The organism is Pseudomonas frederiksbergensis (assembly GCF_000802155.2).
GTDB lineage: Bacteria > Pseudomonadota > Gammaproteobacteria > Pseudomonadales > Pseudomonadaceae > Aquipseudomonas > Aquipseudomonas frederiksbergensis_A.
In genome coordinates, this window is sequence record NZ_JQGJ02000024.1 from 1 (window position 1) to 17,643 (window position 17,643).

At 61.2% G+C, this 17,643-nt stretch carries 7 protein-coding genes; 5 read left to right on the plus strand and 2 right to left on the minus strand.

Features of this window, described 5'->3' with window-relative positions:
- Together JZ00_RS31295 and JZ00_RS26495 are read left to right on the plus strand one after the other, a co-directional pair.
- Positions 1-10,803 (plus strand): immunoglobulin-like domain-containing protein (locus JZ00_RS31295; protein WP_046510190.1); only part of this gene is annotated, 10,803 nt, incomplete at its 5' end.
- 117 nt (positions 10,804-10,920) lie between these two features.
- Positions 10,921-11,259, plus strand: coding sequence for a hypothetical protein (locus JZ00_RS26495; protein ID WP_039594184.1), 339 nt, complete (start codon positions 10,921-10,923; stop codon positions 11,257-11,259).
- Positions 11,260-11,706: 447 nt separating this feature from the next.
- Here JZ00_RS26495 and lapD read toward each other — a convergent pair whose 3' ends face one another.
- Positions 11,707-13,653 carry a cyclic di-GMP receptor LapD gene (gene lapD / locus JZ00_RS26500; protein WP_039594185.1) on the minus strand — a complete coding sequence of 649 codons (1,947 nt, stop codon included), beginning with the start codon at positions 13,651-13,653 and terminating at the stop codon, positions 11,707-11,709.
- A gap of 14 nt (positions 13,654-13,667) precedes the next feature.
- Positions 13,668-14,357: a cysteine protease LapG gene (gene lapG / locus JZ00_RS26505; RefSeq protein WP_039594186.1), complete on the minus strand. Its 690-nt coding sequence runs from the start codon at positions 14,355-14,357 to the stop codon at positions 13,668-13,670.
- 200 nt (positions 14,358-14,557) lie between these two features.
- Between lapG and JZ00_RS26510 the strand changes: the two genes are divergently transcribed.
- The 3 genes from JZ00_RS26510 to JZ00_RS26520 all read left to right on the plus strand — a co-directional run bounded on the left by JZ00_RS26510 (position 14,558) and on the right by JZ00_RS26520 (position 17,634).
- Entirely contained in the window at positions 14,558-15,238 is a 681-nt protein-coding gene (locus JZ00_RS26510) for a GntR family transcriptional regulator (RefSeq protein WP_039594187.1), read from the plus strand.
- A gap of 690 nt (positions 15,239-15,928) precedes the next feature.
- Positions 15,929-16,705, plus strand: a complete 777-nt coding sequence (locus tag JZ00_RS26515) for a DUF3050 domain-containing protein (protein WP_039594188.1) — start codon at positions 15,929-15,931, stop codon at positions 16,703-16,705.
- Complete coding sequence (locus JZ00_RS26520) at positions 16,702-17,634, plus strand: diiron oxygenase (protein WP_039594189.1); 933 nt, start codon at positions 16,702-16,704, stop codon at positions 17,632-17,634. The genes JZ00_RS26515 and JZ00_RS26520 overlap by 4 nt, the downstream gene beginning before the upstream one ends.
- Positions 17,635-17,643 lie beyond the last annotated feature (9 nt).

The following is a 17,643-nucleotide window of genomic DNA, read 5'->3' on the forward strand; positions in this document are numbered from 1 at the left end:
GGCGCCGTGATCAATATCGCCGCCGGCCAGACCACTGGCACCGTCGCGGTCGATACCCCGGCCAACGACGTCTATAACAACGGCAGCACCGTCAGCGCCACGATTACGGGCACAACCGGTGGCAACTTCGAGAACCTGGTGCCGAGCACCACGCCAGCCGTCACCACCATCAACGATTCGGCTGACACCACTGGCCTGACCCTGTCCGCGTCCTCCGAAGTGACCGAAGGCGGCCAGATCACCTACACCGCCACGCTGACCAACCCGGCCCAAACTCCGTTAACCGTGACCCTGAGCAACGGCGCCGTGATCAATATCGCCGCCGGCCAGACCACTGGCACTGTGGCGGTCGATACCCCGGCGAACGATGTCTACAACAACGGCAGCACCGTCAGCACCACCATTGCCGGCACGTCCGGTGGCAACTTCGAGAACCTGGTGCCGAGCACCACGCCTGCTGTCACCACCATCAACGATTCGGCTGACACCACCGACCTGACCCTGACCGCCAGCGAAACCATCACCGAAGGCGGTCAGATCACCTACACCGCCACGTTGAGCAACCCGGCACAAACGCCCGTCACCGTGACCTTGAGCAACGGCGCGGTCATCAACATCACCGCTGGCGCAACCACTGGCACCGTCGCTGTGGATACCCCGGCGAATGATGTCTATAACAACAGCAGCACCGTCAGCACCACCATCGCCGGCACCTCGGGCGGCAACTTCGAGAACCTGGTCCCAAGCACCACGCCAGCTGTCACCACGATTACTGATTCGGCTGATACTACGGACCTGACGCTGTCCGCGACGGGCACCGTTGCGGAAGGTGGTTCGATTGTTTACACCGCGACCCTGACCAACGCTGCGGGCTCGCCAGTAACCATCACCTTGAGCAACGGCGCCGTCATCAACATCGCCGCTGGCGCCAAGACCGGCACCGTAACCGTCGATGCGCCGAAGGATGACGTCTACAAGGACTCCGGCAAGGTTGAAGTCAGCATCGATAAAGCCACTGGTGGCAACTTCGAAAATCTGGTGCCGAGCACCACGCCTGCTGTCACTGACGTTACCGATACGCTCGATACTTCGACTGTCAGCCTGACTGCCACACCTTCCGTAGGCGAAGGCGGCACCGTGGTTTACACCGCTTCGGTGAACGCCCCGGTTACTGGCGCTCCGCTCGTCGTGACCCTGTCGAACGGCCAATCCATCACCATCCCCGTAGGCGAAAGCTCCGGATCGGTGAACTTCACCGCACCGAACGACGCCCTCGCTGGCGGCAGCAACCTCAGCGTCAAGATCGACGACGCCAAGGGCGGCAACTACGAAAATCTGGAAATCGATGGCAAGCCTGCGGATACCGCAGTCACCGATACCCAAGACACGACTGGCCTGACCTTGTCCGCGACCGATACCGTTGCGGAGGGTGGTTCGATTGTTTATACCGCCACCCTGACCAACGCTGCGGGCTCGCCAGTAACCATCACCTTGAGCAACGGCGCCGTCATCAACATCGCCGCTGGGGCCAAGACTGGCACCGTGACCGTCGACGCGCCAAAAGATGATGTCTACAAAGATTCCGGCAAGGTTGAAGTCAGCATCGATAAGGCCACCGGTGGCAACTTCGAAAACCTGGTGCCGAGCACCACGCCTGCTGTCACTGACGTTACCGATACGCTCGATACTTCGACTGTCAGCCTGACTGCCACACCTTCCGTAGGCGAAGGCGGCACCGTGGTTTACACCGCTTCGGTGAACGCTCCAGTAACTGGCGCTCCGCTCGTCGTGACCCTGTCGAACGGTCAAAGCATCACCATCCCTGTAGGCGAAAGCTCTGGATCGGTGAACTTCACCGCACCGAATGATGCCCTCGCTGGCGGCAGCAACCTCAGCGTCAAGATCGACGACGCCAAGGGTGGCAACTACGAAAACCTGGAAATCGACAGCAAACCTGCGGATACCGCAGTCACCGATACCCAAGACACGACTGGCCTGACCTTGTCCGCGACCGATACCGTTGCGGAGGGTGGTTCGATTGTTTATACCGCCACCCTGACCAACGCTGCGGGCTCGCCAGTCACCATCACCTTGAGCAACGGCGCCGTCATCAACATCGCTGCTGGCGCCAAGACCGGCACCGTAACCGTCGACGCGCCGAAGGATGACGTCTACAAAGACTCGGGCAAAGTCGAAGTCAGCATCGATAAAGCCACCGGTGGCAACTTCGAGAATTTGGTGCCGAGCACGGCACCTGCCGTAACCGACGTCACCGACACCCTGGACACCAGCACCGTTTCGCTCACCGCGACTTCGACGGTTGGCGAAGGCGGCACCGTGGTTTACACCGCTTCGGTAAACGCTCCAGTAACTGGCGCTCCGCTCGTCGTGACCCTGTCGAACGGTCAAAGCATCACCATCCCTGTAGGCGAAAGCTCTGGATCGGTGAACTTCACCGCACCGAACGACGCCCTCGCTGGCGGCAGCAACCTCAGCGTCAAGATCGACGACGCCAAGGGCGGCAACTACGAAAATCTGGAAATCGACGGCAAGCCTGCGGATACCGCAGTCACCGACACCCAAGACACGACTGGCCTGACCTTGTCCGCGACCGATACCGTTGCGGAGGGTGGTTCGATTGTTTACACCGCCACCCTGACCAACGCCGCAGGCTCGCCAGTAACCATCACCTTGAGCAACGGCGCCGTCATCAACATCGCCGCCGGCGCCAAGACTGGCACCGTGACCGTCGATGCACCGAAGGATGACGTCTACAAGGACTCCGGCAAAGTTGAAGTCAGCATCGATAAAGCCACCGGTGGCAACTTCGAAAACCTGGTGCCGAGCACTGCACCTGCCGTTACCGACGTCACGGACACCCTGGACACCAGCACCGTTTCGCTCACCGCGACTTCGACGGTTGGCGAAGGCGGCACCGTGGTTTACACCGCGTCGGTGAACGCCCCGGTAACTGGCGCTCCGCTCGTTGTAACCCTGAGCAACGGCCAATCCATCACCATCCCCGTTGGCGAAAGCTCCGGCTCGGTGAACTTCACCGCACCAAACGATGCCCTCGCTGGCGGCAGCAACCTCAGCGTCAAGATCGACGACGCCAAGGGCGGCAACTACGAAAACCTGGAGATCGACGGCAAGCCTGCCGACACGACCGTTACGGACGTTCAAGACACGACTGGCCTGACCCTCTCGGCAACGGACACCGTCGCCGAGGGCGGCTCCATCGTTTACACCGCCACCCTGACCAACGCCGCAGGTTCGCCGGTCACCATCACCCTGAGCAACGGCGCCGTCATCAACATCGCCGCCGGCGCCAAGACTGGCACCGTGACCGTCGACGCGCCGAAGGACGATGTCTACAAAGATTCCGGCAAGGTTGAAGTCAGCATCGACAAGGCCATTGGTGGCAATTTCGAAAATCTGGTGCCGAGCACCACGCCTGCTGTCACTGACGTTACCGATACGCTCGATACTTCGACTGTCAGCCTGACTGCCACACCTTTCATAGGCGAAGGCGGCACCGTGGTTTACACCGTTTCGGTGAACGCCCCGGTAACTGGCGCTCCGCTCGTCGTGACGTTGAGCAACGGCCAATCCATCACCATCCCTGTAGGCGAAAGCTCCGGCTCGGTGAACTTCACCGCACCGAACGACGCCCTCGCTGGCGGCAGCAACCTCAGCGTCAAGATCGACGACGCCAAGGGCGGCAACTACGAAAATCTGGAAATCGACGGCAAGCCTGCGGATACCGCAGTCACCGACACCCAAGACACGACTGGCCTGACCTTGTCCGCGACCGATACCGTTACGGAGGGTGGTTCGATTGTTTATACCGCCACCCTGACCAACGCCGCAGGCTCGCCAGTAACCATCACCCTGAGCAACGGCGCCGTCATCAACATCGCCGCCGGCGCCAAGACTGGCACCGTGACCGTCGATGCACCGAAGGATGACGTCTACAAGGACTCCGGCAAAGTTGAAGTCAGCATCGATAAAGCCACCGGTGGCAACTTCGAGAATTTGGTGCCGAGCACGGCACCTGCCGTAACCGACGTCACGGACACCCTGGACACCAGCACCGTTTCGCTCACCGCGACTTCGACGGTTGGCGAAGGCGGCACCGTGGCTTACACCGCTTCGGTAAACGCTCCAGTAACTGGCGCTCCGCTCGTAGTGACGTTGAGCAACGGCCAGTCCATCACCATCCCCGTTGGCGAAAGCTCCGGCTCGGTGAACTTCACCGCACCGAACGACGCCCTCGCTGGCGGCAGCAACCTCAGCGTCAAGATCGACGACGCCAAGGGCGGCAACTACGAAAACCTGGAGATCGACGGCAAACCTGCGGATACCGCAGTCACCGATACCCAAGACACGACTGGCCTGACCTTGTCCGCGACCGATACCGTTGCGGAGGGTGGTTCGATTGTTTATACCGCCACCCTGACCAACGCTGCGGGCTCGCCAGTCACCATCACCTTGAGCAACGGCGCCGTCATCAACATCGCTGCTGGCGCCAAGACCGGCACCGTAACCGTCGACGCGCCGAAGGACGACGTCTACAAGGACTCCGGCAAAGTCGAAGTCAGCATCGATAAAGCCACTGGTGGCAACTTCGAAAACCTGGTGCCGAGCACGGCACCTGCCGTAACCGACGTCACCGACACCCTGGACACCAGCACCGTTTCGCTCACCGCGACTTCGACGGTTGGCGAAGGCGGCACCGTGGTCTACACCGCTTCGGTGAACGCCCCGGTAACTGGCGCTCCGCTCGTAGTGACGTTGAGCAACGGCCAGTCCATCACCATCCCCGTTGGCGAAAGCTCCGGCTCGGTGAACTTCACCGCACCAAATGATGCCCTCGCTGGCGGCAGCAACCTCAGCGTCAAGATCGACGATGCCAAGGGCGGCAACTACGAAAATCTGGAAATCGACGGCAAGCCTGCGGATACCGCAGTCACCGACACCCAAGACACGACTGGCCTGACCTTGTCCGCGACCGATACCGTTGCGGAGGGTGGTTCGATTGTTTATACCGCCACCCTGACCAACGCTGCGGGCTCGCCAGTCACCATCACCTTGAGCAACGGCGCCGTCATCAACATCGCTGCTGGCGCCAAGACCGGCACCGTAACCGTCGACGCGCCGAAGGACGACGTCTACAAGGACTCCGGCAAAGTCGAAGTCAGCATCGATAAAGCCACTGGTGGCAACTTCGAAAATCTGGTGCCGAGCACCACGCCTGCTGTCACTGACGTTACCGATACGCTCGATACTTCGACTGTCAGCCTGACTGCCACACCTTCCGTAGGCGAAGGCGGCACCGTGGTTTACACCGTTTCGGTGAACGCCCCGGTAACTGGCGCTCCGCTCGTCGTGACGTTGAGCAACGGCCAATCCATCACCATCCCCGTAGGCGAAAGCTCCGGCTCGGTGAACTTCACCGCACCGAATGATGCCCTCGCTGGCGGCAGCAACCTCAGCGTCAAGATCGACGACGCCGAGGGTGGCAACTACGAAAACCTGGAAATCGACGGCAAGCCTGCCGACACGACCGTTACGGACGTTCAAGACACGACTGGCCTGACCCTCTCGGCAACGGATACCGTCGCCGAGGGCGGCTCCATCGTTTACACCGCGACTTTGACCAACGCCGCAGGCTCGCCAGTAACCATCACCCTGAGCAACGGCGCGGTGATCAACATCGCCGCTGGGGCCAAGACTGGCACCGTGACCGTCGATGCGCCAAAAGATGATGTCTACAAAGATTCCGGCAAGGTTGAAGTCAGCATCGATAAGGCCACTGGCGGCAACTTCGAAAACCTGGTGCCGAGCACTGCACCTGCCGTTACCGACGTCACGGACACCCTAGACACCAGCACCGTTTCGCTCACCGCGACTTCGACGGTTGGCGAAGGCGGCACCGTGGTTTACACCGCTTCGGTAAACGCTCCAGTAACTGGCGCCCCGCTCGTTGTAACCCTGAGCAACGGCCAATCCATCACCATCCCCGTAGGCGAAAGCTCCGGCTCGGTGAACTTCACCGCACCAAATGATGCCCTCGCTGGCGGCAGCAACCTCAGCGTCAAGATCGACGACGCCAAGGGCGGCAACTACGAAAACCTGGAGATCGACGGCAAGCCTGCCGGCACCACTGTTACCGATGTGCAGGACACCACCGGCCTGAGCCTGAGCGCCACCGGTTCGGTCGCCGAGGGTGGCCAGATCACCTACACCGCGACCCTGACCAACGCTGCCGGTTCGCCGGTCACTATCACCCTGAGCAACGGCGCCGTCATCAACATCGCCGCCGGCGCCAAGACTGGTACCGTAACCGTCGATGCGCCGAAGGATGATGTCTACAAAGATTCCGGCAAGGTTGAAGTCAGCATCGACAAGGCCACCGGTGGCAACTTCGAAAACCTGGTGCCGAGCACTGCACCTGCCGTTACCGATGTCACCGACACCCTGGACACCAGCACCGTTTCGCTCACCGCGACTTCGACGGTTGGCGAAGGTGGCACCGTGGTTTACACCGCTTCGGTAAACGCTCCAGTAACTGGCGCCCCGCTCGTTGTAACCCTGAGCAACGGCCAATCCATCACCATCCCCGTAGGCGAAAGCTCCGGCTCGGTGAACTTCACCGCACCAAATGATGCCCTCGCTGGCGGCAGCAACCTCAGCGTCAAGATCGACGACGCCAAGGGCGGCAACTACGAAAACCTGGAGATCGACGGCAAGCCTGCCGGCACCACTGTTACCGATGTGCAGGACACCACCGGCCTGAGCCTGAGCGCCACCGGTTCGGTCGCCGAGGGTGGCCAGATCACCTACACCGCGACCCTGACCAACGCTGCCGGTTCGCCTGTCACCGTGACGCTGAGCAACGGCGCCGTCATCAACATCGCCGCCGGCGCCAAGACTGGCACCGTGACCGTCGACGCGCCAAAAGACGACGTCTACAAGGACTCCGGCAGTGTCGAGGCAACGATCAAGACGGCCACTGGCGGCAATTTCGAGCATCTGGTACCGAGCACCACGCCAGCGGTGACTTCCGTCACCGACACCCCTGACAACACCACGGTCAGCATCACTGGAAGCACATCGGTCACCGAAGGGCAGGCGGCTACCTACACCGTCAGCCTGACGAACCCGGCGCAAACCGAGGTGACGGTGAAGATCGTCTACAGCGGCACCGCCGCCGACGGCACGGACTTCACCGGTGTCTACACCGTGAAGATTCCGGCCAACGCCACCAGCGCCAACTTCAACGTGGCCACCCTGGACGACAAGATCACCGAAGGCACCGAAAACTTCGTGGTCAAGATCGATTCGGCCACCGGCGGCAACTTCGAGCACCTGGCCGTCAGCGGGACCAACGGCAGCGTCAGCACCTCGATTATCGACAACGACGCGCCACCGGTACTTGACCTGGACGCCAACAACTCCAGCGGCAAGACCGGGACCGATTACCAGGTGACCTTCACCGAGGGCACCACCGGCCCAGGCGTGTCGATTGGCGATACCGACCTGAAGATTACCGACCCGGACAGCACCATGCTGACCGGCGCTACCATCGTGCTGACCAACCGTCAGCCCGGCGATGCGCTGAACCTGGGCAACAGCGTCAACGGCATCAGCATCAACGCCAACAGCACCGACGGCAAAGTCGTCCTGACGCTGACGGGCAATGCGACGCTGGCCGACTACATGCAGCAGATCAAGAACATCAGCTTCATCAACAACAGCGAAGATCCGAGCACCGTACCGCGCATCATCACCGTGACGGTGACCGACGGCACGAGCTATTCCAACACGGCGACCACCACCGTGAACGTGGTCGGGGTCAACGACGCGCCAGTAGCCACCGGTGGCGCGGTGACGGGCACCGAAGACACTTCGCTGGTCCTCGGCTGGTCGACGTTCGGCATCAGCGACGTGGACAGCGCCGCCGCCAGCCAGGGAGTGAAAATCACCGGTCTGCCGGGTGACGGCAAGTTGCAGTACCTGGACGGCGCGACCTGGAAGGACGTGGCTAACAACCAGACCTTCACCAAGGCCGACATCGACGCTGGCAAGCTGCGCTTTACACCCGACGCCAACGAATCCGGCGCCAACGGCAACCCGGCCGGCGTGGGCAACCAGAAGGCCGACTACGCGCAGATCAGCTTCCAGCCAACCGACGGCCAGACGCTGGGCAATACCGGCACCGTGAAGATCGACATCACGCCTGTCGCCGACGCGCCGACCCTCAACGTAGCCGGCAACAATGTGACCTCCACCGGTTTGATCAAGGAAGTCTGGACCGGCCTGTCAGGCCTGGGCACCGATGGCAGCGGCGCGCCGTCCGGCACGCTCAAGTCGGTGATCGATGCCGCCGGCACGCCGAACAGCAGCACCACCGTGGGCAACGTCCAGAACGACGGCAACGTCAATCCGGGCACCGCGTCGAAAACTTCAGGACTGATTTTCCTCGAGGCCGGCAAGACCTACACCTTCAGCGGCACGGGCGATGACAGCCTGCTGGTGACCATCGGTGGCAAGACCGCCGCGGCAACCACTTGGGGTGCGGGCGGCCAGTTGAACGGTTCGTTCACACCGACCACCAGCGGCTACTACACCCTGGACATCTACCACCACAACCAGACCGGCCCGGGCAGCTACGACGTGAACCTGTCGGTCAACGGCAGCGCGCCTGTGGACCTGAGCAATGCCGGCGTGCCGCTCTATACCGGTGTCGCAGATCTGGTGAATGCCGGTGTCACCGTCTCCGACCTGCACGGCACCAACGGCGAAGGCTACTACGACGGCTTCAAGCTCAACGAAGGCGCCGAAGGCGGCAGCGTGAACCTGTCGAAGATCACCACCGCCCTGACCGACACCGACGGCTCCGAAAGCCTGAGCGTGAAGATCGGCGGCATGCCGGAAGGCAGCGTGTTGAGCGACGGCGCAGGCCACACCGCGACCGTGGGCGCCAACGGCGAAGCCTCGGTCACTGGCTGGAACCTGGGCAGCCTCAACCTGACGCCACCAACCTACTTCAACGGCCAGATCAACCTGACCGTGACCTCGACCTCCACCGAAGCCCTCGGCGGGTCGGCGACGACCATTGCACAGATCCCGGTGACAGTGCATCCAGCCGTCTACAACGCTGCGACCGCCACTTCCGGCAATGACAACGTCACTGGCACCGACGGCAACGACATCATGGTGGCCGATATCGGCGGCCTGACTGTCGTTCCCGGGGTCAACTACAACATCGCGTTCATGGTCGACAGCTCCGGCAGCATGAGCGAATCGTCCCTTACTGCGGCCAAGAACTCGCTCACTTCGGTGTTCAATACGCTCAAGCAAAGTATGGGCAGCAATTCGGGCACGGTGAATATCTTCCTGGCGGACTTCGACAAGCAGGTCAACAAAACCGTTTCGGTCAACCTCAAGGACCCGAACGCGCTGGCATTGCTCAAGAGCGTCCTGGACTCGATGGTTTCCGGTGGCGGCACCAACTACGAAGACGTGTTCAAGACCACGGCCAACTGGTTCAAGAGCAGCGAGGCCATGAGCAACTCCGGTGCGAAGAACCTGACGTACTTCATCACCGACGGCCAGCCGACCTACTACCAGAGCGGCGAAGAGACAAACCCGACCATCTACAACGGAGTGACGCTCGACAGCCTGATCACCACCAGCAACTACAAGCTGGGCCAGACGTTCAGCGCCACGTTGGACAGCACCCACCGCGTCCAGGTCGACGAGTCAGGGAACCTCACGCTGCAGACCTGGAAAAAGTCCTGGGGCGGCTACTGGAGCGAAGAAAGCCTGGGCACGCTGCGCGCCCAAGGCGACGGCACCTATGAGCTGTCGTACCGCGACGGGACCGGCAACAGTACCGACTCGGCGACCACCAGCAACTCCGCGAGCGCCTTCGCGCTGTTGAGTTCGGTGTCGGGCGTGGAAGCGATCGGGCTGAACAAGGACGTGACCCTGTCCGACCTCAAGCCCTACGACTCGGACGGCAAACCGCAAACCAACATCGACCCCAAGGACCTGGCCAACTCGATCATCGGCCACACCGAAGCGACGATGCCAGGTGCCGATACCGTCAACGGCGCGGACGGCAACGACATCCTGTTCGGCGACCTGGTGAGCTTCAACGGCATCGCCGGCGAGGGTTACCAGGCCATCCAGTCGTTTGTCGCCCAACAAAGTGGCGTGGACGCGAGCAAGGTCACCACCGCCAACGTGCACCAGTACATCACCGAGCACTACACCGCGTTCGATGTATCCGGCGCCCATGACGGCAACGACACCCTGCTGGGCGGCGCCGGCAACGACATCCTCTTCGGCCAAGGCGGTAACGACTGGCTGGACGGTGGCAAGGGCAATGACATCCTGCTCGGCGGCAGCGGCAGCGACACGCTCATTGGCGGTAAGGGCAACGACACCCTGATCGGAGGCCTGGGCGGCGATACGTTTGTCTGGAAGTCCGGCGACACCGGCAATGATGTGATCAAGGACTTCAAGGCCGGCGACGGTGACCGGATCGACCTGCGGGACCTGTTGCAGGGCGAAACCGGCAGCACCATCGACCACTTCCTGAAAATCAGCACGGTTGATGGCGTGTCCTCGCTGCAAGTCAGCACCACTGGCCAGTTCAACGCGGCCAACGGTGCGGCGGCGACGCCTGATGTGACGATCAAGCTTGAGGGCAACAACTGGTCGAACGTCAACCTGAACTCGTTGATCGCCGGCAGCGACCCGACCATCAAGGTCGACCACAACAACAGCTGAAGCTGACACAAAACCGTGGCGAGGGAGCTTGCTCCCTCGCCACGATAAGTGTTCATACTCCCCCTAAGTTGGCTATGCTGCCCAGCATGACGCCGCTTCATACACGAGGGATGCCCGATGTTTTATGTGCAACGCGATGCACAAGGCCTGCTGGTGCGCGTAGAGGCCACTGCTTACGCCGAGGCCACCGAAACCTTGCCGGCCGACAACCACGAGATCCAGGACTGGTTCGCCAACCAGGCGGTGGAAAACAGCCTCAAGCAGCTCAAGCAGAGCGACCTGGAGATGATCCGGGTACTCGACGACTTGATCCAGGTGCTGACCACCAAAGGCGTCATCCGCGTCACCGATCTGCCAGCCGCGGCCCAGGCCAAGCTGATGGACCGCAACCAGGCCCGTGAAGCCTTGGGAGGGCTGAGCCGGTTGATCGATGATGATGAGAAGGGGTTGATCTAGGCTGCCACGTCGCTCCAGGCAGTACACGGCGCCCTCGCCACAAACTTTTGGTGTCTGGGCTGACGCCTTCGCGAGCAGGCTTGCTCCCCAGGGGAGAACCGCGATCACCAAGGAAACAGGTCTGCTTCAGGCCGCCTCGTCCAGCTTTTGATCTGCCAGGCCCCGTTAACCACGATGGCCGAACGCAGGCATTGCGTAGTGGGCATCCCGGCATGGATGCCGGGATAGCCGCGCTGGGCCATGGATGGCCCTTCGCGGCGGGCCCACGAAGCAATGCCGGAGAGAGGGCATGCCGAGCCTAGGCGAGGCACCGAGTGGTGGGGCAAGCCTTTTTTGCTTACTTTTTTTGGCGTCTGAAAAAAAGTGAGTCGCCGTAAGGGCGAAACCCTAAGCCGCCGTGACCGAAGCAACGGATATGTACCCGGTCAAAAACCTAACCAACAACCATCACCCCCAACGCCGAGGCTCCCCAACCAACTGCCCCTGCACCCCAAACAACCCCATCTCACGAATCACCGCCAACTCCCCTTCCGTCTCCACCCGCTCGGCAATCAACGGCAGGTCGATACTGTGAGCAGCACGCTGAATCGCCTCGATGAACAGCCGCTTATCGCTCTCCTGATCAATGGCCCGGATGTAGCTGCCATCGATCTTCAGGTAAGCCAACCCCAGCCGCGACAAATTACCAATCATGCTGAATCGCCCGCCAAAACGCTGCAGGCTCAGGGAGAAGCCAAGCTCGCGCAACTGCCGGGTCAACTGCTCCAGCACCGCTTGCTCGGGCAGTTGTTCTTCACCGATCTCCAACGTCAGGCGCGACCCAAGGTTTGAGTGGGCCCGCAGGATTTCAAAGACCTTGTTCAACGCCTGGGGATCAGCCAGGGTCGCGGATGACAGGTTGAGCGCCAGGGACTGGTCATGCCCGGCCATCTGCTTGAGCACCTGTTCGAGCATCAAGCGGTCCAGGCGCGACGTCCAGCCGAAGCGCTCAAGCCACGGCAGGAATCGTCCGGCGGGAATGGTCTGGCCCTGCTCGTCAAGCAACCGCGAAAGCACTTTGTAGTGCAGCACGACTTGGGTGTCCTGGGCGGCCACCACCGGCTGGAAGTACAGTTCGAAGCCTTGATCGCTCAGGGCCCGGTCGAGCAGGTTGTGCCAGGCATGATGATCATCGCCCACGCTGGCTGACGCGCTGTGTTCCAGGCAGGCCCAGCCCGGTTCGCCCTGGCTTTCGGCCTGGGCCAGCGCCTGGTCGCCGAGCTGGAGCACCGCTTGCGGCGAGTCGCCATGCACGAACGGAGCAAGCCCGATGGACGCCACCGATGCCACATCGGTCGCGCCAGTGGCGTGCAAGCTCGCCAACGCGCCTTCCAGATTCTGTGCCAATTGCAGCGCTTCCTCGCGCACCAGCCCAGGTGCCAGCACGGCAAACTCGCCGCCACGAATACGCGTCACCAGATTGTGGGTTTCGGGATACCGGGCACATTCACGCGACAGCTGCTCGCCCACGGCCTTGAGCAATTGGTCGGTGCGCTGCCCGCCCAGCCGCTGGTTCAGACCGGCGAGGTCCCTGACCCGCAGCAACAACAGGTAACCGGAACTGGCCTGCTCCGGGTTGCTCACCCGGGCATGCAACTGCATCTCGAAATAGCGCCGGTTGGCCAGCCCCGTAAGGTTGTCCTGGTAGGACTCCACCCGCAATTTCTCACTGCGCTCAGCCTGCTCCTGGAACAGCGCCTTGAGCTTCTCGACCATCTGGTTCATCGCCTGCACCACGCGCCGCAGTTCAGGCGTGCGTGGCAACTCCGGCAGACTCAGGAATTCACGTCGGGCGATGGCATGGGACTGATGCACCATGTAATCCAGGGGCTTGAGTTGGCGACGCAGCAGCAAGGCCCCCAGCACCGCGCTCACGGCGCCGCACAGCAACAGCCAGCCCAGGCTGCCCAACGCGCTTTGCCAGAGCTTGGCGAGGGCGAACATCGGGTGACTGACCACTTCGACCCGCGCCGCCTGCTCCCAACCGCGGCTGACGATCGCATCCCCGCCGGCGGGCTCCAGGCCGATGAGCTTGATGAACCACTGCGGTACATTGCCCGCATCAGGGGTGCCGGTGCGCTCGACCAGGGTTTTATCGGTCGTCACATCGACCACGCGGATGCTTGCGTAGTAGCCGCTGTCGAAGATCGAGCTGACCATCAGCTCGACCATCGCCGGGTCATCGATGTTCGGCGTCAATGACAGCGCCAGCGCCGTGGCCGCGTCCTGGGCATGGGAACGCAGCTGATTGACGTACTGGGTCCGCGAGCTCTCCAGGCTGACCATGAAGCTGCCGCTGAAGGCAACCACCAGGAACAGACAGATAGCGATCAACAGCTGTTTGAACAAGGACATCTGAGCGCGCGCTCCTAGTTAGTCGTCTCGACCGGAAAACCTTCGGCCTGCATTTTCTTCAACACATCCTGCCACCGGGACAGGCGCTTGGTGTCGCCCACTTTCTTGTTGCCCTTGCCTGACAGCCAAAGTCCTTCGGCGTTGAAAGAGTAGACCGGCAGCAAGTCGGTTCGCTGGCTGGCGGGCTGGATGCCGTCGATCAGGCTGTCGAGGACCAGCGGCATGGCATCGGGAGTGGCGTAATACGTCAACACCATGTGCGCCCGGTTCTGCCGCAGGGCCTTGACGTAGGTGATGCGCAGCTTGTCACTGGACACCCCGAGGTGACGCAGGCTGAAATACTTGGCTATGGCGTAGTCTTCACAATCGCCAGCGCCCTTCCACAGGGCCTGGATCGGGGTTTCCCAATAGTCGACCTCACGCCACAAGTCGATATCTTCCACATAGCGCACCTGTTTGTTGAAGAACAGGTTCACCACCTTGAGCTGTGCCAGCTCCGGGATCTGCTTCTGGGTTGCCAGCAATTGCTGCCACGCATCGATTCGTTGCTGCCCTTCGCCCAGCGGCCCATATAACGCTTGCGCCCGCCGGCTGATCTGCGCAAAGTCCCAGTCGGCCCGCAGCCCGCCCAGCATCACGCCGGCCAGCAGCAATGCCGAACACAGCCAGCGCAAGGACCTGAGGACCGGGGAAGGTGCAGCCAATGGAATACGTCCGAAAAGGGCCGTTGGAAATTCGTTGGATGGTGAAGCCTGGACCGGCAAAAGACAATGGCAGGTTGCAATCACCACAAGCAGACTAAACTTTAGTTCAGGAACCGGCGCCGCGAATTTTGACGGCTTGGCAATCTGTAACTAATGTTGGCTTGGATCCAATTATTCGTTACTACCAGTCAGGTGTTGTCGTGACACAGAAGCCCAAACCGTTAAGCACCATCCAGGTCAACGGACCCATTCCCGCTGCCCAGGCCCGCGCAATCATTGAAAGCTCGTTGCGCGAAGCGATTCTCGACGGCCGCCTGCCCAGCGGCACTGCGTTGCGCCAGCAGGAACTGGCCGACCTGTTCGGGGTCAGCCGCATGCCGGTACGCGAAGCGTTGCGCCAGCTCGAAGCACAATCTTTGCTCGACGTGGTCCAGCACAAGGGGGCGGTGGTAGCCCCGCTGATCACCAGCAGTGCGGTCGAAACCTATGCGCTGCGTTCGGTCCTGGAAGGCTTTGCCCTGCGCCTGTCCATTCCGCTGCTTGACGACAATGACCTGGCCTTGGCCGCCCAATACATCGAGCAACTCGAAGGGCAGACCAACTATGCCGAGATCGCCAGGCTCAACCGCCTTTTCCACATGTCGCTCTACCACAAGGCGCCCAATGCCAAGCTGCTTGACCTGGTCGAGCGCGAACTCAACGAAGAGGAACGCTTCCTGCGCTTTCACCTGTCATCCATGGGCCTGGGCAAGCTCACCCAGGATGATCACCGCGCGATGCTCGCCGCCGCGGCAGCCAAAGACGTCGCTCAAGCGGTGCATCTGCTCGAAGAGCATCTGGAAAAAGCCTCCGTCACCATGCGTCGCCACCTCGAACGCTAGGCGAGCCCCAGCCCCCGCGCCGGCCACTTGGCCGGCGTAGTACTTTCTTACACACGTATCCACATCCCGAATCGCCCACTGGACGCGGCCCGGCCGCGGTCGCGATTCGTCCCTGCATCAGTTCAATGGAACTGCTATCGATTTGGGCTCACTCTTGCGTTTATCGGTTCAAAAACAGACCTGAAGAAGTCAGCGCCCGGCGATAGCCAGGCGAATCGAAGCCACTACGCAAGGAGCGCCGCACAACTGGCGGGATGACCTGGAGGTCCGACCGGGATTCCGCCCATAAAACCCTAACTTCCTATTCCGCCAATCCCTGAAGTGCTCCGAGTGAGGCATTCACTCGAACCATTCGATTCTGATCGTTATAAATCGGAAGGGGTAACTTCGCGCCAATAAAACTTATATATAAAAGTTTTATCCAGCCTCTTCGCGCCCAATAAAACAGCAACTTTAAATAATAAAAAAATAACTTGCAGAGCCTTTGATACATGTACTAATTTTTTACTCGCCGCGTTGCCATCGACCGCCTACAAGCAGCACGAAAGGCCCAGGCTTCAAGCAGCACAGCCATAAGCAAGTATCAGATCGAAGTTCCAAGAGAACATGGATTCCGGTTCAGGCACTCGCTCGCCCTGACAAAAACAGGCGAGCAACTTCCGGATAAACAACATTGATGAGGACGTTCAAATGCAGCCAACCAAAGAACAACTATCTCTGAAAAAGCACGAACTTGGTGAACACCCGGTTTTTTCTGAAATAACATCAATCGACTTGTTGCGCCGCTTTATGGAAAGCCACGTTTTTGCCGTGTGGGACTTCATGTCCCTGACCAAGCGCCTGCAACGGGAACTGACCTGCGTTCAACTGCCATGGCTGCCACCCGCCGATCCCCATGCTGCGCGTCTGATCAACGAAATCGTCCTGGGCGAGGAATCCGACGACCGTCCCGGTGCCGGCTACTGCAGCCACTTCGAACTGTACCTGGACGCCATGCGCGAAGTCGGTGCGAATACACAGGCGATTGAACAATTCATCGCGCTGCAGCAAGAAGGCGTCAGCCCCGAAACGGCGCTGGACAGCGTCGAGGTAGAACCGGCAGCGGCGCGCTTCGTGCGCCAGACCCTGCACACCGCCCTGCACGCCCCGGCCCACAGCGTGGCCGCCGCCTTCGTGCACGGTCGCGAAAGCGTCATCCCGCAGATGTTCCAACGCATGCTGGACGCTTGGGGCATTGGCCTGGATCAGGCGCCGACGTTTCGTTACTACCTGCAGCGCCATATCGAGGTGGACTCCGAAGACCATGGCCCGGCAGCGGAGAAACTGCTGGCGCGGCTGATCGATGGCGACCCGCAGCGCGAGCGCGAAGTCCTCGCCGCCGCTCTGGCCGCCGTCCACAGCCGCACAGCATTGTGGGATGGCCTGCGCCTGAGCATGACCCAGCAGGTTGCGCAGGTGACGCCATGAATGCCATTCAGTACCAATCCTTCGCCGACGCCTGGGAAAGCCGTGCAACGATCCGCACCCGGCCACGACGCCGGGTCGAGGATGACGACAAGCTGATCTTCCCCATGAGTCGCCAACCCATGGTGCATAGCCAGACCTTCCTGACCCATTGCCCGCAACTGCGTGATTTTGTCTTGGTGCAAAGTCTCTACAAGTTCATCAATGACGTGGTGATTTTCGAAACCGAGCTGGTGGATCACACCGCCCGACGCATCGCCAAGAACCGCTTTGGCATCGAGTTTCCGTTCGCCTGTCGCTACGACGCGATGACCGTGGTGGTGGACGAGGATTACCACGCATTGGTGGCGATGGACTTCATGCAGCAAACCATCGACATGACCGGCATTTCACCGATCCCGTTGCCCCAGCAGATCGAGCTCAGCCGCGCGATCCCGGCGACACTGGCGCGAACGCCGGAGCATTTGCTCAGCGCCGTGGAATTGATCTGCATCGCCATTGCCGAGAACACCGTGACCAACGAAGTGGCAGCCTTTGCCCGGGACGATTCGGTCAAGGCCTCGATCAAGGGGCTCATGGCCGACCATTTGCTGGACGAAGGACGGCACTCGGGTTTCTGGACGCGGCTGGTACAGATTTACTGGCGCACCGCGCCTGAAGAGGACCGCCAGGCAATCGCCCGATTGATGCCCGGCTTCATCGCCGACTACCTGGCGAGTGATCTGCAACAGGCGTTCGATTTCGAGCTGATCAACCATCTGCCCATCGACGAATCGGCACGCCAGTCGCTGCGCGAAGACGCCCGGGCGCTGGCGTACCCCATCAACCGTTTTCACCCCTTGGTAGGCAACATCACGCGTTTTTTTCGCGGCAGCTCGATGCTGGCGTCAACCTGCGTGCGCGATGCCCTGGCCGATTACCTGACCCCATGAGGACCTTCC

Excerpts from the sequence above, each read along its gene's own strand:
- JZ00_RS26520 (WP_039594189.1), top strand. The coding sequence starts at position 16,702 with ATGAATGCCATTCAGTACCAATCCTTCGCCGACGCCTGGGAAAGCCGT.
- lapD (WP_039594185.1), bottom strand. The coding sequence starts at position 13,653 with ATGTCCTTGTTCAAACAGCTGTTGATCGCTATCTGTCTGTTCCTGGTG.
- JZ00_RS26495 (WP_039594184.1), top strand. The coding sequence starts at position 10,921 with ATGTTTTATGTGCAACGCGATGCACAAGGCCTGCTGGTGCGCGTAGAG.
- JZ00_RS26515 (WP_039594188.1), top strand. The coding sequence starts at position 15,929 with ATGCAGCCAACCAAAGAACAACTATCTCTGAAAAAGCACGAACTTGGT.